The 21,166-nt window shown below is 40.7% G+C and carries 21 protein-coding genes; 2 read left to right on the top strand and 19 right to left on the bottom strand.

Annotated features, from left to right (window positions below):
• Positions 1 to 91: 91 nt before the first annotated feature.
• The 11 genes from ACPUYX_RS05165 to ACPUYX_RS05115 all read right to left on the bottom strand — a co-directional run bounded on the left by ACPUYX_RS05165 (position 92) and on the right by ACPUYX_RS05115 (position 11,730).
• Positions 92 to 1,600, bottom strand: a complete 1,509-nt coding sequence (locus tag ACPUYX_RS05165) for a sensor histidine kinase (protein ID WP_426378642.1) — start codon at positions 1,598 to 1,600, stop codon at positions 92 to 94.
• Between the two features lies 1 nt (position 1,601).
• Entirely contained in the window at positions 1,602 to 2,276 is a 675-nt protein-coding gene (locus ACPUYX_RS05160; RefSeq protein WP_426378641.1) for a response regulator transcription factor, read from the bottom strand.
• Positions 2,277 to 2,586: 310 nt separating this feature from the next.
• Positions 2,587 to 2,844 (bottom strand): hypothetical protein, encoded by a 258-nt coding sequence (locus tag ACPUYX_RS05155; protein WP_426378640.1) that lies wholly within the window; start codon positions 2,842 to 2,844, stop codon positions 2,587 to 2,589.
• A gap of 113 nt (positions 2,845 to 2,957) precedes the next feature.
• Positions 2,958 to 3,869: a DMT family transporter gene (locus ACPUYX_RS05150; RefSeq protein ID WP_426378639.1), complete on the bottom strand. Its 912-nt coding sequence runs from the start codon at positions 3,867 to 3,869 to the stop codon at positions 2,958 to 2,960.
• 142 nt (positions 3,870 to 4,011) lie between these two features.
• Entirely contained in the window at positions 4,012 to 4,692 is a 681-nt protein-coding gene (locus tag ACPUYX_RS05145) for a DUF6198 family protein (protein ID WP_426378638.1), read from the bottom strand.
• 265 nt (positions 4,693 to 4,957) lie between these two features.
• A complete protein-coding gene (locus tag ACPUYX_RS05140) occupies positions 4,958 to 5,794 on the bottom strand; it encodes an ABC transporter permease (RefSeq protein ID WP_426378637.1) in 837 nt (278 codons plus the stop codon).
• Positions 5,795 to 5,806: 12 nt separating this feature from the next.
• Positions 5,807 to 6,436, bottom strand: a complete 630-nt coding sequence (gene ccmA, locus ACPUYX_RS05135) for a heme ABC exporter ATP-binding protein CcmA (protein WP_426378636.1) — start codon at positions 6,434 to 6,436, stop codon at positions 5,807 to 5,809.
• The gene (gene nosD / locus ACPUYX_RS05130; RefSeq protein ID WP_426378635.1) at positions 6,423 to 7,844 is read right to left on the bottom strand and encodes a nitrous oxide reductase family maturation protein NosD; all 1,422 of its coding nucleotides are present in this window, start codon (positions 7,842 to 7,844) and stop codon (positions 6,423 to 6,425) included. The genes ccmA and nosD overlap by 14 nt, the downstream gene beginning before the upstream one ends.
• Positions 7,845 to 7,889: 45 nt before the next feature.
• On the bottom strand, positions 7,890 to 8,447 hold the full coding sequence (locus ACPUYX_RS05125) for a hypothetical protein (RefSeq protein ID WP_426378634.1): 558 nt from the start codon (positions 8,445 to 8,447) through the stop codon (positions 7,890 to 7,892).
• Between the two features lie 78 nt (positions 8,448 to 8,525).
• Positions 8,526 to 11,285, bottom strand: a complete 2,760-nt coding sequence (nosZ, locus tag ACPUYX_RS05120) for a Sec-dependent nitrous-oxide reductase (RefSeq protein WP_426378633.1) — start codon at positions 11,283 to 11,285, stop codon at positions 8,526 to 8,528.
• Positions 11,286 to 11,340: 55 nt separating this feature from the next.
• Positions 11,341 to 11,730 carry a c-type cytochrome gene (locus ACPUYX_RS05115; RefSeq protein ID WP_426378632.1) on the bottom strand — a complete coding sequence of 130 codons (390 nt, stop codon included), beginning with the start codon at positions 11,728 to 11,730 and terminating at the stop codon, positions 11,341 to 11,343.
• A 575-nt stretch (positions 11,731 to 12,305) separates the two neighbouring features.
• On the opposite strand from ACPUYX_RS05115, the gene ACPUYX_RS05110 reads away from it, so the two are divergent.
• Together ACPUYX_RS05110 and ACPUYX_RS05105 are read left to right on the top strand one after the other, a co-directional pair.
• On the top strand, positions 12,306 to 12,710 hold the full coding sequence (locus ACPUYX_RS05110) for a FixH family protein (protein ID WP_426378631.1): 405 nt from the start codon (positions 12,306 to 12,308) through the stop codon (positions 12,708 to 12,710).
• Positions 12,711 to 12,853: 143 nt separating this feature from the next.
• Positions 12,854 to 13,420 carry a spore coat protein gene (locus ACPUYX_RS05105; protein WP_426378629.1) on the top strand — a complete coding sequence of 189 codons (567 nt, stop codon included), beginning with the start codon at positions 12,854 to 12,856 and terminating at the stop codon, positions 13,418 to 13,420.
• Positions 13,421 to 13,560: 140 nt separating this feature from the next.
• Here ACPUYX_RS05105 and ACPUYX_RS05100 read toward each other — a convergent pair whose 3' ends face one another.
• From ACPUYX_RS05100 to ACPUYX_RS05065, 8 genes are all read right to left on the bottom strand, one after another.
• Positions 13,561 to 15,126: an ATP-binding protein gene (locus ACPUYX_RS05100; RefSeq protein ID WP_426378628.1), complete on the bottom strand. Its 1,566-nt coding sequence runs from the start codon at positions 15,124 to 15,126 to the stop codon at positions 13,561 to 13,563.
• 18 nt (positions 15,127 to 15,144) lie between these two features.
• Positions 15,145 to 15,444 (bottom strand): circadian clock KaiB family protein, encoded by a 300-nt coding sequence (locus ACPUYX_RS05095; protein ID WP_426378627.1) that lies wholly within the window; start codon positions 15,442 to 15,444, stop codon positions 15,145 to 15,147.
• A gap of 1 nt (position 15,445) precedes the next feature.
• Positions 15,446 to 15,769: a circadian clock KaiB family protein gene (locus tag ACPUYX_RS05090; RefSeq protein ID WP_426378626.1), complete on the bottom strand. Its 324-nt coding sequence runs from the start codon at positions 15,767 to 15,769 to the stop codon at positions 15,446 to 15,448.
• Between the two features lie 14 nt (positions 15,770 to 15,783).
• A complete protein-coding gene (gene kaiC, locus ACPUYX_RS05085) occupies positions 15,784 to 17,475 on the bottom strand; it encodes a circadian clock protein KaiC (protein ID WP_426378625.1) in 1,692 nt (563 codons plus the stop codon).
• Between the two features lie 428 nt (positions 17,476 to 17,903).
• Positions 17,904 to 18,047, bottom strand: coding sequence for a LysM peptidoglycan-binding domain-containing protein (locus tag ACPUYX_RS05080; protein WP_426378624.1), 144 nt, complete (start codon positions 18,045 to 18,047; stop codon positions 17,904 to 17,906).
• A gap of 138 nt (positions 18,048 to 18,185) precedes the next feature.
• Positions 18,186 to 19,508 (bottom strand): MFS transporter, encoded by a 1,323-nt coding sequence (locus ACPUYX_RS05075; protein WP_426378623.1) that lies wholly within the window; start codon positions 19,506 to 19,508, stop codon positions 18,186 to 18,188.
• A 46-nt stretch (positions 19,509 to 19,554) separates the two neighbouring features.
• On the bottom strand, positions 19,555 to 20,112 hold the full coding sequence (locus ACPUYX_RS05070) for a Fe-S-containing hydro-lyase (RefSeq protein ID WP_426378622.1): 558 nt from the start codon (positions 20,110 to 20,112) through the stop codon (positions 19,555 to 19,557).
• On the bottom strand, positions 20,109 to 20,969 hold the full coding sequence (locus ACPUYX_RS05065; RefSeq protein WP_426378621.1) for a fumarate hydratase: 861 nt from the start codon (positions 20,967 to 20,969) through the stop codon (positions 20,109 to 20,111). Before ACPUYX_RS05065 ends, ACPUYX_RS05070 begins: the two co-directional genes overlap by 4 nt.
• Positions 20,970 to 21,166 lie beyond the last annotated feature (197 nt).

The raw sequence follows: 21,166 nt of genomic DNA, 5'->3' as shown, positions 1-21,166 counted from the left end.
AAGTAACTGTTAAAAGAATCTAAGTTTTTGTTTAAGTGAACATCCAATCGAGCTTTAAGCTGGCTCAATCTTATGCTTATCTACACTACTATTACAAATGCTGACCGCAAGGCAGCCAAATAGTTACACAGGTACCTTTTCCCCGCTCACTTTGAATCTCAATGGTACCTTCATGATTTTTAACAATGGACTGGCAAATTGATAATCCTAAGCCACTGCCTCCGCCATCACGTCTGCGGGCTCCATCAGACCTATAAAAACGGTCAAAAATATGGGGCAAATCCTGAGGATGGATGCCAATGCCTGTATCTTTGATGACTAGTTCTACTCCCTCATCCCCTCCCAAACCGACTCTTTCTCGTAAAAACAATTCTATTAACCCTCCGGCAGGCGTATAACGAATGCTATTATGCAAAAGATTTCTCAATAACCGTTCTATAGCCAAAGGGTTACAATCCACTCGTATGTCATTTTCTATATTAATAATTACGGAGACTTGAGTTTGTTCTGCAAAATCTCCAAGTTCACTGTTCACCTTTTGCAGAATTGGACCTAAGGCAACGGATTCTGTAAATTGCATTTGCAGCCCGCTGTCAAATCTAGCCAAAGCTAACAGATTGTCTGTTAAAGAGCTCATGTAGTCCACCTCTGTCAAGCATCCCTTTAAAGCCTGAACGTATTCCTTCTCGCTTCGCTTCTGACGCAGGGCTATTTCCAACTCGGAACGAAGAGCACTTAATGGAGTTCGCAAATCATGCGCAGCGTCATTGACAAACCTGGTTTGAGTCATAAAGGCAGCTTCCAACCGTTTTAACATCGCATTTAAAACATCCACCAAATGGTTCAAGGTGGCATCTCGAACAGGAACATTAATCCGCGAGGTTAACGTGTTGGCATCAATGCTCTTGGCCACAGTAATTATCTTGCGTAATGGTTTAAAGGTACTCCAAACCAAATAAGCGGAGATAGCAGCAACAACCATGACAGCGCCTAAAGAAATCATGAGCAAGATTTTTCGCAGGTTGTAAAGCATATCGGCATTATTTGTCACAGGCGAGCCGACTTGAAGTACATAATTCCCAGCTTTGCCCTTGGTCAAAGGCCAGTAAAGAATACGCATTCCTCCTTCTTCAGGCCAAAAAGGACGCAGCCAATCGGGGAGCGAGGATGCGTTCAAATGCTCACGATGCCCATGAGACCCGTGACGCTCATATGAACGCTCATAGGCAGCATTAGAGAAAGACTCGAGGGAGTCGGTAAAACTTTCCCTTCCTTGTAAAGCCAGCTGCAATAAATCATCGTTTACAGGAAGGATCCCTTGAGTCGAAGAATGTACAATCTTGCCTTGGCTATCAATCACTTGGATATATAATTGTTGCTGCACTTCCTTATCAGTCGATAATTCTTGAGACCAACCTTTGTCAGACCAGCTATCGGCAATTGATTGGGCTAAAGAAGTTAGTGATGAGTCAAGGCTGCTTTTCAATAAATAATCCGTTGTCATATAGGAAGCAAAAAGGGCAGCAAAAAGGACCGTAATAAACACACTGCCGGTAATTACGGCAAGACGCAAAGGTAAGCTGTTTTGCCACAAACGCAAATCATTCTACCTCCAAACGGTAACCAACGCCACGCATGGTTTTAATCCAGGCACGATTGTCAATTAATCTTAGCTTCTTTCTTAAATTTTTTATCTGAGCTTCTATCGTATTATCTGAGGCATCCCAAGGGTCTTGCCAGCATTGTTCTGCCAACGTTTCCTTACTCAGTATCTGACCTGAATGACGAATGAAAGCATCCATCAGTTCATATTCCAGTCTATTTAGTATTACTGAACGCTCACGGTAAGTAAGAAGCCTGGTTTGAGGGTTGAGTTCCAACGTTCCTGCTTTTAAAAGAGGAGTGGTGTTAAGACTTCCACGACGCTGCAAAACTTCAATCCTGGCTAATAACTCAGCGAAGGCAAACGGCTTACAAAGATAATCATCTGCACCTGCCTTTAGTCCGGTTACTCGATCGGAAACAGCATCCATAGCTGTTAACATAAGTATAGGAGTGGTACAGTTATTTTGTCTCCACTTTTGCAGCAAATCCTCGCCCCGCATGTCAGGTAACATACGATCCAAGATAATTACCCTATAATCACGCTGGAGATTAAATAGCTCTGCTTCGCTCCCATCCACCGCACGATCAACATGATAACCTTCCTCAAACAAACCGCGCACTAAAATTTCCCCTAAATGAATATCGTCCTCCACCAGCAAGATCCTCATCATCGCCCTCCCTCATAGCAAAAACCTCACTGCTTTCTTGTATAATCATCATAACTCAAAATCAAGAGTTGGAAAATACTCCTTTCAATTAGGTGTTACAACTTACATATCTTCACAAATGAGTCGACATCTTCACTATAGTCTACTAAACTGAAATTAACCTGAAATACATTGTCAACAATCAGCCGACCGATTGTTTCGTAAGAAAACTACTGCATATCTGGCGAAAGAGTTTACAAAAAACTAAGAGGCATCGCAAGGCGATACCCCTTAGTTTTTTGTAAGATTATTAGACGCTGCTCTTTCTTATGTACTATCCGAGTTTGTTGTTAGGCAATAAATCCTTAAAATTTTCAGCAAACTGCATTGCAACTGTTTGCACTTCCTCCAGCTTTTCCGGCTTTAGCAAAGCTATCATTTTAGGAATAAACTGCATAATATCACCCTGTGTTAAATTGCCTTCCGCCATCTTCTTAAAGTTTTCTGCAAGTAAAACTTTTGCTTCTTCTACCTTCTCAGGTTGAACTCTTTCTAAAATAAAACTCAAAAATTGTTCCTGTCCGTTATTCATACTAACCTCCATTAAGTTTATAACATTCCATAGTATACCACAAATTAATCAGGTTAAAGCTAATCATGATGCAATATTGAGCAGGCCCTTCCCATGTTTTAATATGGGAGAATTTATAATTTTGCTTCTTTTATAGATATAGTTATTTTTTTGCGAGGCCAAGCAGCTAAAATGGCTCCTGATAAGACACAGGCAGCACCAATATTTTGGGTAGAATTCAAATATTCACCTAAGAAAATATAAGCTAAACCCACAGTTAACACTGGCTCTAAGGTACTGACAATTGAGGCTGTTGTCGGTCCAACTTTCCGTAGTCCCCAAAAAAATGTTAAGATTGCTATAATGGTAGGCAAAATTGCGATCCCCAAAATCTCCATCCACGTTATGGCAGCGATATTCCATGTGAATCCCTGAATCAGACCCGTTATCCCATAGGTTACACACGCTGCACTTGAAATGACCGCAGAACTGAGCAGCGGGCTAACCGAATTTATTATACGATTACTTGTTAGAATATAGACCGAATAAATTGCCGCCGCACCCAACGCACAAAGGATTCCGAGTAAATTCAACCCTTCAAAGCTTACTCCTAAAACGAGGACTAAACCCAAAATGGAAAAAAGCAAACCGCTGACTTTACTAATGGATAGTCTTTCCTCTTTAGTTGCTAGAGCTAGAACTGTAACTAAAACAGGATAGACATAAAAAATAAGAGAAGCCATGGAACTTGGTATGAATTTTACCGCTGAAATATATAACCCGGCTTGTCCTGCATAAACGACACCACCAAGTAACCAAATTCTAACAAAATCCCGTTTAGCTAAATGCTTCATACTTTTTCTCAAGAATACTAAACTCCAAAAGGCTATCGCCCCAATAAAAAACCGAACAAACAAAACCGTTGCCAAACTTGCTCCGCCCGCAAAAACAAATTTCCCAAAGATCGGATAGAAAGCAAAGCCTAATGCTGAAATAATAATTGCAGCAATTCCAGCACCGTGCCCATTACCCCTCACGTTATTCATTTTGCCACCTCAGTATTTAGTTTTCGTCAAATTATATTACCATATATTACTGTGTGATGACAATTTACCGATCAATGATTAGTATTATAGCCCCTGTTGAGTTTGTTCGTAATAATCTGCCTCACCAAAATCTTAATCCATACTAAAAGAATTTCCTTAATGGAAGACCATCTATAAAATTAAGATATCTCTCCATCAAATTACTAAAAACACCGATAATTTTTCCGTTGAGTATAGCACAAATTACTGTACCCAATTTCACACCTTCAAAATGAAAAAATCCAAAAAACAGAAACGACAATATAATTCCAAGCAAACAGCTAACACAATCATATCCGATCTTAAAATGATTAATATTGATCTGCGTTTTGGCGGAAACCTCTTTCACAAAAAGCTCATACACTTCCGGTGCAATATATGTATGAAAAACAAATGCAATACCAATAGCACATAGGATTAAGCCAATGATATAAAATGCAATATGCCCGGCAAAGGATGCAGCATCGATATTTGCAATCAGTTTCATACAGCCGTCTAGGGTAAAACCGTAAATAACCGCTGTAACAAAGGAAAACAAATAGGATACTTTAAACTTTCTTAAAAAGAAAGCCATGATAACGAGAAGACAGAACTGCAATATATACTCCGCCATTCCGAACGTCATAAAGGTCCAAATCCTAGATAATTCAAGATACATCAGGTATGCCGGAGCAACAACCATGGAAATACCTAAGTTGGCCTTTTCCATGAACGCCGTTCCCAGCGCTAAGACGGCAATGCCAAAAAGATATGCAAATTCCGTGTAAAACCTAGCTTTTTTCATAGTTCCTCCCAAAAAGAAAATACACCTTTACCTGTTTGATATAGAAACAGGTAAAGGTGTTTCTCAAATTATAAGTTATTTTCTCTCCGATTACAATGTGAAAAAGCTAATCTAATCTCCAAATGAAGGTCTAATAAACTCGTTCAACTAAAACTGAGCATCGGGGCATCGGTGACGGAAGTGTCCTGTGGACACTTCCGCAGGAAGCGCCTAGCTCATAACAAATGCTATCGCGCTGAAGGATGACTCGCCCCCCTAAAATTCATTATAAAATCCGAGAATACACTCGTTTTCTTAAACTTCTGATCGTCCAAAAATATATAGCTATAATCCAAACAGCCCATCCCAATAAGGCCAAAACTGGTCCGTGAAAACCAGGCAAAGCACTCATTGCCTCTTGAGAGGGACCAAAAAGTTCCTTCATTTGAGTTAAACGAATTGCTAAAATCCTTAGCAGGTCGGCAGGATTCAAAATTAGAATTCCGTAGAGCAAAGCCATCGTTGTTGTTCCCGTTGTTAACATTAAGATTTGAACCACAATCAAATCATAAAGGATAATCATCAAAAACCACAATGCTAAGGCTCCAAACAAGGCAACCATCCGGTTCTTTGCTTTAATCGAGATTAATGTTCCTAAAGTAATAAATACCAAGGACAATGCCAAGGAAATAATAACATTAATAATGAATGGTAGTACTTGATGCCCTGATGACAGTAACATTAACACAGCCCCTGATGCTCCGTACCCTATCAATAAGGCAGCCGCAACCGCTAACCACTCCCCTAAAATCCTGCCTAAGCATATTTGCCGTAAGTGCAGGGGCTGCGTCAGCATTAGATCCATGGTTCCATCTTCAAATTCAGCCGCAAATCCTTGCGAACTGATAATTAGACTGATAAGAGGTACAAGCAGAGTCGCTAAATTTAACATACTTACCCCAACACGACTAACTTGAATATCAGTAGCTCCCGGAGATATAACACTAAAGATCGACATGGCTAAAGAAAGCCCGAAAAAAATAATTCCAAATCCAAAAATCAAGCGGTTGCGTGATGCCTCTACTAATTCTTTTTCGACGAGTATCCTTAACTTATGATTCACCCTATTCACCTCTCAAATAATCTCTTTTATTTCACCGTTCACCATGACAATGCGATGATTAACAAATTCCTTGGCAAAATCGTTTTCAATATGGCTGGAGATAATCACAATTCCGCCCTTCGCCGCAAATTGCCGCAGCTCTCTTTTGACTGTTTCCACGGTTTCTTGATCAAGATTCACTGTGGGCTCATCAACGAGCAGATATTTTCCTTCTCCTAAAAATGCTTGCGCAACGACAACCTTCTGCTTCTGGCCTCCGGATAAGTTTTTAAGCAAGCGATCTTCAATTTCGGTTAAATCGAATCTCGCCGCTACCTCCTCTAAGTTTCTGGCCTCGCGAAGATTAGCAAAAAATCGTAAGGTCTCACTTACTGTTAAATTTGGAAAGAGACCTGCTTTTTGCGGTATGTAATGGACTAGGGCCTTAAATTTATCTAAATCTTCCGTTGGTGTAAATCCCCCCCAAGACAAACTCCCTTGATCAGGCAGCAACAAACCCGCAATAATTTTTAGTAACGTAGTCTTTCCTGCACCATTGGGTCCTGTTAAAGCCCAGACTTCCGAATCAGGTATTTCAAAAGAAACTTGATTTACTGCTTTAAAGTGCTTATATGATTTACTGATATGATCAACCTTTAACAACCGCGCACCTCCTTCGCCGGCTCATCCAAATTAGCCAAATTCCCAGTGCTAAAACGGTTATAGTTATAAGATCAAAGATTAGGATCTCAGGAAAGGAAATTGGGTTCTTGAGCCAAGGACTCCATTCAGCTTCTATGGCCGGAGGATGCATTAACGGATTTTCATCGGTAATACTGGGGAAATTCCATAGGGGAAAGAGTTGCAGCCCTCTGGCAACAGCTTGCAGCCCGGGACTGTCAGCGAATAACTGGAGTACCGGTTGATTAAAAATAGCTTGCGCTAAATAATTGATCGATGCATAAGGCCTTTCGCCGATCCCTCTGTCTAAAAAATCATAACCTACATAATCGCTCCAGTAATTTCCCTTCCCATCCTCAGTCCAAGTATTGGGTAGGGCGCCATAATCCGTTGCGACTTGCACAATATTGTCCCGGAGTGAATTACCTGTGAATAAATTTGCCGTAGAGTTTCCCAAAACTTGAAAGCCAACTCCACAATTTATGATAAGATTATTTTTGATTTCGTTGCCAATGGCATGATCAAACTGAACCCCTACATTACTTTCCAGAATTAAATTATCTGTAAAGGTACTCTGTTCGCAATCTTTAAGGAGAATTCCATAGGCCCTCTCCCCAGGCATATGGGCAAAGATGTTGTGAGTAAATACCATATTTTTGGAATACATAGGGGTTGCACCCGCAACACTATCGGAAAAAATATTCCGATTAAAGGTATTGTTGTTGGAGTACATATAATGTAAACCGTAACGAAGAAAGTCAAAACGATTACTTACAACTTGATTAAAGGGTGAAAACACAAAGAGTGCGCCATCTCGCACATAACTTATATGACTATTCGCGACTTGGTTATAGCTTGAATTCCAGAAGCCAAGGCCATCTCCGCGATCCTCAGGCATTAGTTCTTTTTTACCCGTAACCACGATATTGTCAAGCTTACAATGATTGCTGGTATCTAAATATACGCCATACTCGACTGAACTCATCGTAATCCGGCTAATATTTACGGCTTTAGAATTAACAAGTTTTATGCCTGCATATGGAGTTACAGCACTTCCGCCGCTGTTGCGTAAACTAAGCCGAGAAATGGCCACATTTTGGCTATTATCGACAAGAATAATATTCTCCTGCCCCCCGCCATCTATGACCACACCTTCTTCACCGATAAGGTTTAGAGGCTTGTTGATAGTAAGGCGCTCCTGATAAACCCCTTTTTGCAGTTTAATTGTATCCCCGGGTGACGCATGTACTATTGCACTGTTAATATCATGGAACATACCCGTAGGGCCAACGGTAATTTCATGACCATTTAAAGCCTTGGCAGGAACGGGAAACAAAAGCAAAGAACCTAATAAAACAAAGCAAAACGTAAATTTGCGGCTGATTTTCATGGTCTCCTCCTCCCCTGCTTTAAGCCTCTAACTCTCCTGAACTCGTCAACGCTCGGAGCGATAAAATACTGAGTATAGTAACAGAATGACACCGAGCATTGCCATTAAGCCGCCAAAACCAAAGCCTGTTGTCACCTTAAAATTGGCTAATGTATACTGACCCATAATTTTGGGGGTGAAACCCGGAACCTTGATTGCCGCGTCAGGTGTAAAGATATGACCATATTGATAAAGACGGTAATAAAAGTCTCCGCCCATGATTCCTAACCCAATAAGGACCAAAATTGTGCCGGTCATTAAAACTTTTTGGGTTGGACGAATCGCCATCCCGATACACAAGGCAATCAACAAGGCCATGACCCAAGGAATCCAACGAAATTCAGGAAGTGAATTATCAATATTCATCATCCCAATGTAGTGATTAAGAATATTAAGTTCACTGAGATCGCCGGTAACTTTAGTAGCATAAATATTGAGACGTAACCCATTGTAGTAAAAGGTGGAAACCAGCGTCATACCCCATAGCTTCCAAACCATAGCCAAGGCAAACGACACAGCAGCTGCTAACGATAATAATCTTTTCACAACGGATTCTTTGCCCAAATTGGAACCTCCCTTTAGACTTTGGCAGGGTGCTGGGTCTTTGCCCAACACCCTGCCTTTTTGGCTTATTCCGTAATTTTAAGTCGATGGTTTAATTAAAAAATAACCCATCATTTCTTCATGCAAAGCAGAGCAGAAATCAGAACAATAGAAGGGTATATTTCCTGCCTTATCAGCCGTAAAATCAATATGAACGGTTTCCCCCGGATCAGCAGCCACGTTAATATTGTAATCCTCAATCGTAATGCCGTGCGTCATATTGGGTTGCTGTTCAATGTTTGTTAAATAGAGGGTAACGTGATCCCCTTGATTCAGTTCGATATTATCTGGAGCGTAGTGACTACGGACAACAGCCATATAAATGGTGACGTTCTTTCCGTTCCTGACAACCTTCGCTTGGTCTTCACTCCAAATTGAGTTCGGACGGTTAGGATCCTTGGCATAAACATTGAGGGGATGGATAAGCTTTGCCGGAATGATTGAGGCAAAATGAGGTTCGCGATCACTGGGGGCCTCATTGACCAGCGTCATTTTAGGACCGCCGGATAAGTCAAATAACTGTTCGCTGACCGGATAGCCTGGGCCGACCGGTAGAAACCGATTCAAAGACATTTTATTTAAGGAAACTAACCAGTGGCCGAAAGGATGCATACTGTCCCCGCCGGCAACAGCGAGATGCCCAACGTTATAATTTACCGGCTCTTTATCAATGACTTTCCAGGTCCCTAATTGCCATTTAGCAATGGCACTTTCGACAAACAAAGACGTATAGGCATAACCTTGATCGTCGAATTGAGTGTGTAACGGACCAATACCCACTTGTACTTGAGCCTCTTGCACATCTTGATATTTGATAACCGGTAATCCCCATGTCGTTGTTTGGTAATCCTTGTTGGCAATAGCTTTCTTTAATTTATCGATATTAATGATGGTTACCACTGGATCTAATTTTCCAGAATAGCAGATCCATTTCCCATCTGGACTAATGTCTACCCCATGCGGGTTCTTAGGGATAGGCAGTAACCAGGCAATGCCGGGATGCTTACGAGGATCAAGCACCTTCACCCCATTGATAATTCCGTCATTTTGGCCAGCATCAATCAGCTTCTGAGCGGCTTTGTAATCCATGAAGAGTGTCAAATCCCGATCAAATGCCGTCGAGTTTTTTTCAGTATCCGTCGAGGCTTCCTCGCTATTATAAGCTGTAAAAAAAGTATATCCGGCAGAGGAACCTTTGCCAACAGCTGCGAGGTCATAATCATACGGAGGCATCAACATTTCATAATTGAGACTCATTTTTCCAGGTTGTCCCGCCTGAACCCCATCCCGATTTGTATTTACAACAGCAGCGATTCCGTAAAAATTATCTTTCCATTGGCTTAAAGGTGCGTAATTGGGCTTTCCATTGACGACAGGCACACTAAACTCTGAAGCAGTAAATAAATAGTTGCTGTCAGGATCTGTGGAAAGAGGATGGGCCCCGACTAAATTAGGAATATCGAGAATCTGAGTTGTCGTAAAGGTACGCAAATCCACCTGACCAATACGATTATTTGCTTTATCGTTAACCCAGACAAATTTCCCATCATAAGTTCCTTGCGTTTGGCTCATGGTTGGATGATGAACATCGCCCCATGTTTTATCTCCCAACATCTGTTTGGTTTCCGGTGTGTAGCCAAAACCGGTCTTAGGGTCCGGTGTGAACACAGGAATCGTCTTAATGGTACGCATCGATGGAATACCCCAGGCAACTAAAGTCCCGGCTTGACCACCTGATGCAAACATATAATCCGAATCAAGTTGACCCGGTGGTACCCACCCAACCGACCCTCCCGTAGTTGGTTGATTAGGATTGGTTGGTGTGAAGAAATATTTTCCGCCAAGTAATCCAAGAATTAAGCCCACAACTAAGATAACAATACCCGTTTTACGTCCAAAATGAATTAATCCCCCATACTGCCCATCCCGCAAAGGTTCTTCCTTATCAGCCGAAAAAATAGGGTCTAAGTAGACAAGGCCTCCCCATATGGCCAGATCACAAAAAAGGAGTGGGGCTAATCCGGGGGCACCATAAAATACTCTTCTCCAGCTAAATCCTCCTGATACATCCGACGAAAGGTGAAGAATAAAACCTAATAAACCAATTAACATACTCAGCGCCATGGTTATAGTAAAAAGCCGCGAAGTCATTTTATCTAAGGAAGAAAAGGCCTGAAGGAAAACAACACTTGCGGCAAAAAATCCTATATAAACAGGAAACCATGTGTAGAAATTGCCGAATCGAGTACTGGCATGATCGAAAAAGGCAACTAGGGCCGTAGCAAAAAACCAGAAGGCAGTGGCCATGAGCAGCCAACGTGTTTTTTGAGTCAGTCCATACTTTTTTAGCCGTGGACGATCATCCATTCCAGTAATTGCACCGATAATTCCCAGAGCTATGAATGCCAAAGGAGCGAAAACAGGATTACCACCTACCAATTTAGTGAGGCTAAAGGAATTACCACCTATTACACCTGTTAGATGAAAGATAAACCCTAGCACCCCGATACATATACCAAGCAAATTAAGCCCCATATACAGGGTATTAAGAGTACCCGGCTTTGGTTTAAATAAGACAAGAAGAGCGGCAAGAGCTGCAAGCGGACAAAATACAACTGGAATCCATTCGTAAACCGGCGAAAAAGCATCCGCTGCATGGGCAATTGTCACATCTAAAAATACAATCAAATAATTCAGGGCCAGAAAAAGCAAAATTAAACGAGTTTTTTCAATCGAGAGCTTAATTGGCTCTTTAGTTATCCATTTGTAAGAGAAGGCTGATGCAATATTTGATTTCAAAACTCATTCTTCCTTTCAACTTTTCTACGTTCCAGTTATCAACTACACCTCACTTTTATTTTTTAAGTGCAGCAACATAATCGCCAATAGCTTTGATTTGAGGATCACTTAACTGTCCTTGAAAACCGGGCATACCTCCTTTACCCGATTTAACGATAGTCTGAACCTTGGCTGAATCAGACCAACTTCCCGTGTTAAGGGCCGGTCCGCTCGCCCCGGAACCATTAGAGCCGTGACAAGCCGAGCAATAAGTGTTATATAAATTCACACCGCTTACTTGAGTCGTACTGGAAGACGTGGATGACGTATTTGAGGAAGGGGTTTGACCCGCTTGGTTAGACTGGGAAGTTTGAGCAGACTGAATTGATTGTGTTAATACTGCTACAGCAATAATTGTTACTGCGATAGAAATAATTAAGTTTCTCCAGACTTTTGTTTGAAGCATTTCTTCACCAACCCTTTTTAAAGTTGTTCTCTATCAAGTGAACTCGTTCAGCAAAAGTAGAGCATCGGGGCTTCAGATACAATAATGTCCAGTGGACATTACTGCCGAGCCGCCTTTCCCAATAGGAATACTTGGCGGTAAAGGAGGACTCTACCCCACCTGAAGTCAACGAAGGACCCAACCCCACTTATGGAAGTGGGGATCTTAAAAATTGGATAAAGGAGTAGCTTAATCCATTTGCTTTTAACTCGACATACAATCACTAATGACTTCGATAATCATCTAAATGCCCTTAAAAGCCTAGCATAGTTAAATTGCACCTAATTAACCCAGATTATTCTATAGAATTTAAAAGCTGGAGGAACAGGAATTAAAAATATCCTTATTGCTTTAAATAATTTTCGAATTCTCTTCTGTATAACCTTGATGATTTTGCTAAAAATAGGATGTGAATATTTACTTATATTTGATCAAAGCATTTCTCTAATTTGAGCCGATGTGATTATCTCTAACAAAAATAATATGTACATAATAATACTGATAAATGTATATAAAGGGATGTAAAAGGTTATAAGATGCTGATAAAATTGTCTGCAAATAATAAATTCCATATTTATTTCACAAAGGTTCTTATTTTTTTGCTACTATTAATTAGTTCTGTGAGTTGCGGGAAAATAAATTACCAGTATAGTCAAGAGAAAAGTGGGACCCTTGTAGAGATAGCTATTTCTCCTTACCCTCAAAAGAGTCTCACACCAACTAAATATACAATTCATGTTACCCATAACGGACATCCAATTGAGGAAGATGTTAAGGTAACCTTTCAGATGAAAGAAATGGAGATGGGAGACGATCTTACTGCATCCTCTAAAGGAAATGGTAATTATGAAGTAAACGAGAACCTGGATATGCCTGGAACATGGGATATTATTATTAATGTTAGCAGCGAGAAATTTACGTTTGAAACAACCGCACAATAGATATAATTGGTTTGAATTTCTGCGTTAATTTTTAATCCGCAGAAAGCACACCTCAATTTCATTTATAATCGGAATAAAAACCAAATACTTTTGAAACACTTAATTACATAATTAAAAAAATGATTGAGTGAGGAGGATATCAAATGCAATTAGCATCCCATGAGGCCCATGACCTACAGGAATTAACACTCAGCTGTGTAAACTCAATTACTAACATGGCTTTTTTTCTTAGTCAGGTTAAAGACCCTGAACTAAAGTCTATTATTCAAAGACATTTTGATTACCATGTAAAAGATTATAATCTAAAGGTCGAGTATCTTAGCAGACCTGAGGGTCCGACATCAACCCTCCAGGTTCCCCCATTAAACAATACCCTGCCAAATTATACTCAATCACAAGCAGAGGACCAATCTGTTACTCCAAGGACTCAGGTAAGTTCGCTAAATGACAGGGAGATCGCAACGTCTTATATGTTAACTTTAAAAAGAGCTGGCCGTGAATATGCATGGTCTGCAATGGAAGCAAGCAATCCGGGTTTAAGGGCCTTTTTAGAGGATGCATTTAAAATGTCATCCCATCATGCCTATGACGTTTGGCAATGGATGGTCAAAAAAGGATATTATCCTTTGGAACCTGCCGATCAAACCGTAATGCATACCCTTGGGCAAATGTATAATGTTGTACAAGGTCCTGCTGCAACTTTACAATAGAATTAAAATTACGAATTAAGCACTCTCAAATGAGAGTGCTTAATTCGTAAAATCATCTTTTTACATTTTGAAATTTCTTTACCCTTGTCAGTAAGATTTCATATTTTTAACGAAAGTAATTTACAAAACAATTCTTAGCCTTATGAAGGAATTGGAAGGGATGTATCTAAAGGTAATGTTAATTGCTGAGAAACACCGGGACACTTAAAGTAAAATGAAGTTCCTCCGCTATCTGTCTTATAGTCCAGAACAGCCCCATGTCTTTCGGCTATACTAAAACATACTGGTAAACCAAGCCCCGTTCCTTTGTCTTTGGTCGTCAAAAATGGTGTTCCTATCGATTTTTGCACCTCAACAGGTATACCGCACCCCTGATCTTGAACTTCTAAAACAACTTGACCATCAAACAAATATGTTTTAATTGTGATAGTTCCTTTATTAGACATTGCTTCCAAACCATTTCTAACAAGATTTAAAATACACTGCCTTAGTTCTTTTTCGTCACCTAAAATATTCGGTACTTCTTGCAACTCCAATTTTATCTCGTGTCCTTGCCGGAGAGCGTCAACTTCTACTAAAGGTATGATCTTCCCGATAACCTCATTGAGATCTATTTCCTTTTTGGGTATTTTTTTTGTTTTAGCTAATGACAAAAACTCTGTGATGATAGAATTAGCCCTATCTATTTCTTCGATCATTATATTAATCGATTCCTTATGGCTGGCAAACAGCTCCTTGGAAGAAAACATTTGTAGATAACCGCGAACAACCGTCATTGGATTTCTCACTTCATGACCTATTCCTGCAGCCATTTCCCCAACCAGATTCAAGCGGTCGAGCCTGCTTAATTCTTGTTTGTATCTACGATTTTCTGTGATATCAACAAGTGTAATTAAACAACCTAAATTATTAGGTTGTTCACCATATATGTAGCCAGCGTTAACCATAAAATAAATATTCTTATTGAATACAACTTCCTGGCACGACACAGGCCCCTTTTTCAATTCTTTTTGGATGAGAAATCTTGAGCCTGTAGTTTCCTTGTAGAGAGGAATAACTCTATCAAAAATTTCACCAATTATTTTATTACCAAAAATCTCCTTAGCGGCCTGATTTACTTTTATAACCCTGCCGATTTGATCACTTACAATTTGGGGTGAATTAGCTTGCTCAAACGCTAACGTGTTCAGTCTATTAGAGCGTTTTAACTCCGTGAGATCAGTAACTAACAGACAAATAAACGATTCATTATCAATTTGACAAAGGCTGGCGGAAATTAATACCGGTACATTAAGCCCGTTCTGTGTAATTAGGGATAGCTCTGTTTTGAAATGATCTTGGTTTAAATCTAGAATTCCATGAAGATACTCACGGTCAGAGGACGATAAAAATTCAAAAAAGGACTGCCCAGCCAGATATTGCTGAGGTGTTTTTACAATTTCAGCAAAGTTTTCGTTGCTAAAGAGTATAGTTCCATCTTGAGCAACAGTCAGACAGCCTTCCTGCATTTCTTCTACGAGGAGTCGATAAATATGATCAGCTCCCTCTAAAACATATACTTTACCGCCGTTATCTCCTGGGAGTAAAAAAGCATCAACTTCTCCATTGCGGATTGCGTTAATAATAGAGTTTGCTTCATCAAGCCGATGCCTGAGCTCTATATTTTCTTGTATAAGTTCTTCCTGAGATTTAACAGTCTCATTCACGAAACACAATCACCCAACCTAGTTAATATTTTTAAAAAGATCAGAACATATCATATCCCCAATGAACATTCGCTTAGGAGTTGGATATTTTTTTACGAGTACAGGAACAGCAAACACTTGCTCACTTTTAGCCAGTGCAGGTTGTTGGAAAATGTCAATTATTCTAAGCTTGTAACGGTCTTTAAATGATTCATCACACATTTTTTTTACATTAAATATTGCTCGTTGAGACCTTCTGCTCGTTCCTGCAACAAATAAATCGAAGACGTATTCCTGGGACGAAGCGCTAGAAAATTGTTCCTCGAACCTTTTTAGCATATTAAAAGCTCCCATCCGGATATACATTGAGCCCTACCAGAACCTTCTCCGTGTTTGATAAATCACCAATAATTTTCACCAACGGCGGCGGAAGTTTACGAACCAGCGTGGGAATGGCAAAGATTTGATCCGCTCGCCCAATCTCCGGTCTCTCAATTAAATCAACTATCTCAAGAGTGTATTTATTTTCAAGGTAAGTTTCACAAATCTTCCTAAGGTTGGCAAAAGCTTTAAGGGATTTCGGAGTTTGACCGGCTACATAGAGCTTTAAAATCCATTTGTCATCTATACCTTCTAAACCAGCTTTTTGTCGGATTCTATTCATACATTTCCCCCTGTTTAGTCCGCTTTGCGATGTTGTGCCAAATCGTCTTTGTTCTGAGCCTTCACCGTTAGTTCTCTTTCTTCCTGCACTATTAATTTTTCAAGTTCGTCTATTTCACTTTCGGTATTTCTCTTCAGATCTATAATTGCAGTTTCCAGTGCTTGCTGTTTTCTTGTGATCTGGCGTCGTTTCCTTAATATTTCTTCTTGACGCAACACTAATTCAGCCTTTTCTTTTGCTTCTTGGGCATAACGTGCAGAACCGGTAAGCACTCCTTCTGAACCAGTGTACACGTCCAACAAATCAATTCCGTTCTTAGTCAGAACAAATTCCCTAATTTGATTAGAATGAGCCATGCCCCTGGACTTAAGAATGTAGAGTCCTCTGTTACGTTCTCCGTTTATTTCAATATCCCTGAGCGAAATCCATGTATCGGTTAAGGACGATATTCCAATGTCAGTGTTCTCGGTTGAACTCAGATTGGACAAATCAAGAAGCACGACAGTTATCTTATGGAGCTTTAAAAGATCCAGTAAGCGGGTCAGCATTGATTTTACACTCCTGAAATCTCCAACAGCCACTAGATTAGAAATAGGATCCAATACCACCAGCTGCGGTGTAAATTCAGTTACTTTTTTGTAGATACTTACTAAATGGGCCTCTAAACCAAGTAATGTTGGCCTTGCCGCAACAACTTGCAATAAGTTGTTATTAATCCACTGCTGAAGGTCGATTCCAATTGAAGCCATGTTTCTAACTATCTGCTTTTCAGATTCTTCAAAAGCAAAATATATAACCTTTTCCCCCCGGCTGCAGGCAGCATTGGCAAAATGGGCGGCAGAACTAGTCTTTCCTGTGCCAGCTGTCCCGGAAATTAAAACCGCACTGCCTTCGTAAATTCCGTCCCCCCCAAGCATAGCATCCAAACGTGAAATCCCAGTTGATATACGCTTAGTTGGTGTTAAATTGGTCAAACCGACCGAGGTAATTGGCAATATGGAAATTCCTTGCTCATCAATGAGGAACGGATATTCATTAGTTCCATGAGCTGAACCGCGATATTTAACAACTCTTAAGCGACGAGTTGATACTTGATCTGTAACCTTATGATCTAATAATAAAACACAATCCGATACATATTCCTCAATTCCGTGACGGGTTAGACTGCCATCACCTTTTTCTCCGGTTACAATAGCCGTAACACCCTTATCCTTTAACCAGCGAAAAAGCCTCCGCAGCTCAGATCTCAACAAGTTGACTTGGGACAGGCCTGAAAAAAGTGCTTCAATGGTATCAAGTACTACCCTTTTAGCACCGATGGAATCAATAGCATAGTTTAAGCGAACAAATAGTCCTTCAAGGTCATAGTCGCCTGTCTCTGTAATCTCGTCCCTGTCAAAATAGACGTGATCAATTGTAACCAATTTCCTAGTTTCCAAATCATTTAAATCTATACCCAAAGAGGCAAAATTTTCTCTCAGCTCCACCTCATTCTCTTCAAAGGACATAAATACACCTGGTTCTTGATAATCAAGCGCGCCGTTAACTAAAAACTGCATCGCCAAAAGGGTTTTCCCACATCCGGCAGAACCGCATACTAGGGCCGTCCTCCCTTTTGGCAGTCCACCAAAGGTTATCTCATCTAACCCTTGTATTCCAGTTGGACATTTAGTCAGACCGTGAATGTTTTGATTCTGTGTTTCCATGCTGTAAAAAATCCTCCCAGATAGAGCCATAACTTTAAATTTGCTTAATACTTGTAAAGGATGACTCTATTATTTGTAAACTTTTTCTCAATTTGGATTCCATATTAATAAAATTATAAAAGGTATTATTTTCTAATACAACAACTTTCATCATATTCCATTAATATATTAGCCTTCAAGTTATTTTTTGTAAAATTGTCAAGAAAACTATTTTGTCTATATTACCTACAAAAATTTAAGGCAGAGACAATTTATATTTTTGCAAAAAATCATTAATAAAATTTAATTTCCTTATTTTTTGACAAAAAAAGCTACTGTCGAAACTAATTGTTTAAATTAAAAAACCTATAACATCTTCTCTGAACAACAAAGGTTCACCTGCTTCTACCACACGGAAAAAGGAGGGCAGAAGCCCTCCTTTTGGTCGATTAGCGAACTCTAATTCTTTCGCCAGGGTAAATTCGGTTAGGATTACAAATTTGAGGATTTAATGCTATCAGACGATGAACGTGTGTCCCATAGTTGTTAGCAATTATATGAAGCGTTTCGCCTCTGCGTACATAATGATACATTTTAAATTTCCCTCCTCGTAATGATTACATTCCATAATATTCCACAAGAAACTTGTTCGGTGTTTGCCCAGCAAAATAAATCTTCAAAAAAACTAAGAACCCCCGTCTGCACGAGGATTCTTGTTATCGTTTTAATTATTATTTAGCGGCTTGACCAAATCCTTTGCCGATTGCCGCTTTTTTCCCCGGTTTTACGAAAACCATGGCGATCATTCCAACGAGTGCTGCAACCATAGCTGCTTTAAACATTGAGGGATAACCGTAGCTTAAGACCAAAGCACCTGTCAAGGTTGGAGCAAGCACTGTTGCAATATTTGTAAAGAAGTGAGTCACTCCGCCGAAGACACCGGCTCTGTTCGGTTCGGTATCCAAGATAACAGTCCAATATACGGAATTGGGCAAGAAATTAAAGGCATTCCCCACAGCCATTAAGGTAAGCACGGCTGATGCTGTATGAACGTAAGGAATCAGCAGAAAACAAATTGCGGTGAATAACAGGGAAACCACAGCTAAACCGGAACGGGCTATTCTTAAACTGCCGGTTTTTCCGCGCAGGTAATCAGAAATTTTTCCGCCTAAAATAACAGTTGGAATAGCCCCTAACCATGGAATCATACCTAAATACCACAGAGAACTCAAATTGTAATGAAACACATCTTGTAAATATTTAGGAGTCCAAGTAAGAATTAAGAAGTTAACGTATTGAAATGCGAAATAGCCAACTGCATTGAAGATTAATGTCGGGTTACTAAAGAAATGATACCATTTGACATTTGAGTCTTGATTAAACCCAGTTTCGTTAGCAAGTAATGATTTCTTGGAACGAATAATTTCTAATTCACCGTTTGTAACCTTTGGGTGGTCTTCAGGCAAGTTTGTAAAGACCCTTGACCAGACAGTTACCCAAATCAAGCCCAAACATCCTAGAAGTACGAAGGTTACTTGCCAGTTAAATACTGATAACAGGGCAACTGCTGCAGGAGCTGTGAGCGCGGCGCCAACCGGCACACCGAGTAATCCTAAGGAAGTGGCGAACCCTTTTTCATGAGGTGCGGCCCAGTTAGCCATCGTTTTGTTCATCGTTGAGAAAAGGGGACCTTCCGACAGACCAAATAAGACACGGAAAATTCCAAATCCAGCCAGAGCCGATCCACCTAGGACCGCTAAGCCAATATTTCCAGCGAAGGCAGTACAAATTTCAAAGATGGACCAAAAACTGCCGGCCAGCAGCCAAACAAACTTCGGCCCTTTTTTATCGGATAGGGCACCGCCAAATAGAGCTCCGAACATATAACCGTAACCAAAATATCCAAGAACTTCTCCCCATGATTTGGCATTTAAACCAAATGCAGAGATAATGTCCTTTTGAGCGTAGGATATTGCTCCTCGGTCGATATAGTTTACCACGGTCATGAAGACGATCATACCCATAATGAAATGACGATAATTGTTTTTCTTCATGGTTCTGCTAAACTCCTTTCTACGAGTGGTTTAATAGATGAGAAAGTCACGGTTTTCGATATTGTTCTTTCCCTATTTCGTAGAGATTGTTGCCACAATGGTCGATGACCACAATTGCCGGAAAATCTTTGACGGTTAGGCGTCGTACCGCCTCTGTTCCCAGTTCAGGATAGGCAATGACTTCAGCTGAAATGATGCATTTCGAGATAATGGCTCCTGCTCCCCCTATGGCCCCGAAATACACGGCACCATGTTCTTTCATGGCATCAATGACCCCTTGAGAGCGCAACCCTTTGCCAATCATTCCCCTTAACCCTTTTGCAATTAACTTGGGAGAATAGGCATCCATCCGTCCGCTTGTTGTCGGACCCGCCGAGCCAATCACTTGTCCTTCTCTAGCAGGTGTCGGTCCTACGAAGTAGATAATCTGATCGTCCAAGGGAAAAGGAAGGTCAACACCTTGCTCCAAAGCCTCGACCATTTTTTTATGGGCCGCATCTCGCGCGGTATAGATTACACCGCTGATTAAGACATTATCCCCTGCCATCAAGCCTTTGATTTTTTCCAGGGTAAGAGGAGTTTCAATCCGCAGAGCTTCGTTCATTTGCCTATCCTTCCTTGCAAAACAATTTCTTTATGGCGAGTTGCATGACAGCCAATGTTGACCGCGACCGGCATCCCGGCGATATGAGTGGGACAGACCTCTAAGTTGACAGCAAGGGCTGTAGTCACTCCGCCAAACCCTTGAGGGCCAATGCCCAGCCGATTAATTCGATTTAGTAACTCCTCCTCAATTCTCGCCAGACGCTCTTCCGGATTATGTCTACCGACTTCCCGCAGCAAGCTCTTTTTAGCAAGGAAAGTTGCTTTTTCCATGGTTCCCCCTACCCCAACTCCCACAATAATTGGGGGACAAGGATTTCCACCCGCTCGATCGACCGTGTCTACAACAAACTGCATGGCACCTTCTAGGCCCTCAGAAGGCTTACACATTTTTAAGCCGCCCATATTTTCACTGCCGAACCCTTTCGGCGCCACTATCAGGCGCATAGAATCGCCCGGAACGATATCATAGTGAATAATTGCCGGTGTATTATCTCCTGTATTGATCCGGTCAAAAGGATCTTTCACGACGGATTTGCGTAAATATCCTTTTTCATAACCGCGGCGCACTCCTTCATCAATAGCCTCCGTTAGGAGACCACCGACAATGTGCAAATCTTGCCCGACTTCAACAAAAATTATCGCCATTCCAGTATCTTGGCACATTGGAACTCTTTCCTCTTCAGCAACTTTGGCGTTTTCAATCAAACGTTCCAAGACCGCAGCACCTAAAGGTGAGCGCTCATCCCGCAATGCCTTTTGAAATCCCCGCATGATATCGACGCCGAGGTTATAGTTTGACTCTATACAAAGTTTTTCAATTGCTAAAATGATTTCTGCCACTTGAATTTCCTTCACTCTCTTCCCCCCATATTGCGTATTCCCTCAATTTCGTTTTCCTCAGACTCCTTTCTATCACCGCATCGCTCAAACTATAAAAACTGATGCAGAGACCTTAAAATAGTTTTTCTTGTCATAATCATTTTGCAATAATTGTGCCAATTATTAGAATATTCTATTATGTATGAAAAGACCTAACGCCATGCTTTTCTATA

This window comes from Desulfosporosinus sp. SYSU MS00001, from assembly GCF_049943955.1.
Classification (GTDB): domain Bacteria; phylum Bacillota; class Desulfitobacteriia; order Desulfitobacteriales; family Desulfitobacteriaceae; genus Desulfosporosinus.
The sequence above is the reverse complement of the archived record's forward strand: the minus strand, read 5'-3'. Positions and strand labels throughout refer to the sequence as shown.

Coding starts and splice junctions, on each gene's coding strand:
- kaiC (WP_426378625.1), bottom strand. CDS start 17,475: ATGGAAACACAGAATCAAAACATTCACGGTCTGACTAAATGTCCAACT.
- ACPUYX_RS05150 (WP_426378639.1), bottom strand. CDS start 3,869: ATGAATAACGTGAGGGGTAATGGGCACGGTGCTGGAATTGCTGCAATT.
- ACPUYX_RS05095 (WP_426378627.1), bottom strand. CDS start 15,444: ATGCTAAAAAGGTTCGAGGAACAATTTTCTAGCGCTTCGTCCCAGGAA.
- ACPUYX_RS05145 (WP_426378638.1), bottom strand. CDS start 4,692: ATGAAAAAAGCTAGGTTTTACACGGAATTTGCATATCTTTTTGGCATT.
- ACPUYX_RS05080 (WP_426378624.1), bottom strand. CDS start 18,047: ATGTATCATTATGTACGCAGAGGCGAAACGCTTCATATAATTGCTAAC.
- ACPUYX_RS05090 (WP_426378626.1), bottom strand. CDS start 15,769: ATGAATAGAATCCGACAAAAAGCTGGTTTAGAAGGTATAGATGACAAA.
- ACPUYX_RS05075 (WP_426378623.1), bottom strand. CDS start 19,508: ATGAAGAAAAACAATTATCGTCATTTCATTATGGGTATGATCGTCTTC.
- ACPUYX_RS05105 (WP_426378629.1), top strand. CDS start 12,854: ATGCAATTAGCATCCCATGAGGCCCATGACCTACAGGAATTAACACTC.
- ACPUYX_RS05115 (WP_426378632.1), bottom strand. CDS start 11,730: ATGCTTCAAACAAAAGTCTGGAGAAACTTAATTATTTCTATCGCAGTA.
- ACPUYX_RS05070 (WP_426378622.1), bottom strand. CDS start 20,112: ATGAACGAAGCTCTGCGGATTGAAACTCCTCTTACCCTGGAAAAAATC.
- ACPUYX_RS05160 (WP_426378641.1), bottom strand. CDS start 2,276: ATGATGAGGATCTTGCTGGTGGAGGACGATATTCATTTAGGGGAAATT.
- nosD (WP_426378635.1), bottom strand. CDS start 7,844: ATGAAAATCAGCCGCAAATTTACGTTTTGCTTTGTTTTATTAGGTTCT.
- ACPUYX_RS05110 (WP_426378631.1), top strand. CDS start 12,306: ATGCTGATAAAATTGTCTGCAAATAATAAATTCCATATTTATTTCACA.
- ACPUYX_RS05155 (WP_426378640.1), bottom strand. CDS start 2,844: ATGAATAACGGACAGGAACAATTTTTGAGTTTTATTTTAGAAAGAGTT.